The 551-nt window shown below is 41.2% G+C and carries 1 protein-coding gene; it reads left to right on the forward strand.

Features of this window, described 5'->3' with window-relative positions; translation table 11 throughout:
• Positions 1–63: 63 nt before the first annotated feature.
• Positions 64–551, forward strand: a 488-nt coding sequence (locus tag CJF42_RS26235; RefSeq protein ID WP_215534224.1) for a phage portal protein family protein, incomplete at its 3' end; no start/stop codon positions are given.

A 551-nucleotide genomic window follows, 5' to 3' on the forward strand; every position in this document is an offset into this window, starting at 1 on the left:
CGGGCGCAGGGGGTATGCCACGTTTAGGCAGTCGGCGTGTCAGTAAAAAAATTGAGGGTTATTATGTCTAATGCATCATCAAGCAAACCTAAATTAAATAGCAAAACTTTTGGTAAGTTATTACGTTTATTTAACCGCAACCAAACCGATCCGAATATGTGGAGTGCCATTAAAGCACTGCCTAATCCCGACCCGATATTACGTAAATCAGGTAAAACGGCGCAGATTTATGAAGAAATCTCCCGTGATAGCCATGTTATCGCAGAGCTGAGAACATTGCGCTCTGGTATGTTTGCCTTTAATGGTGAATTAGTACCAGGCGCTGAAGACGCTCAGAGTATGAAAAGCTATGAACTGGCCAAAACATTTATGGCAAAAAAACCACATACCAATACAGAATGGGCAGATATCGATTGGCATAATTATAGTGCGATTTTAAACGGTTTTAGTGTGTTACATCTGGGTGCTTATAAAAAAGAGGCGGGTTATTGGCTGCCTTCAAGCATAGAAAGTTGGCAGGGCAGTCGTTTTGCTTTTGATACAGATAATAA

Origin of the sequence: Pseudoalteromonas sp. NBT06-2, from assembly GCF_002276045.1 — a bacterium.
Classification (GTDB): Bacteria; Pseudomonadota; Gammaproteobacteria; order Enterobacterales; family Alteromonadaceae; genus Pseudoalteromonas.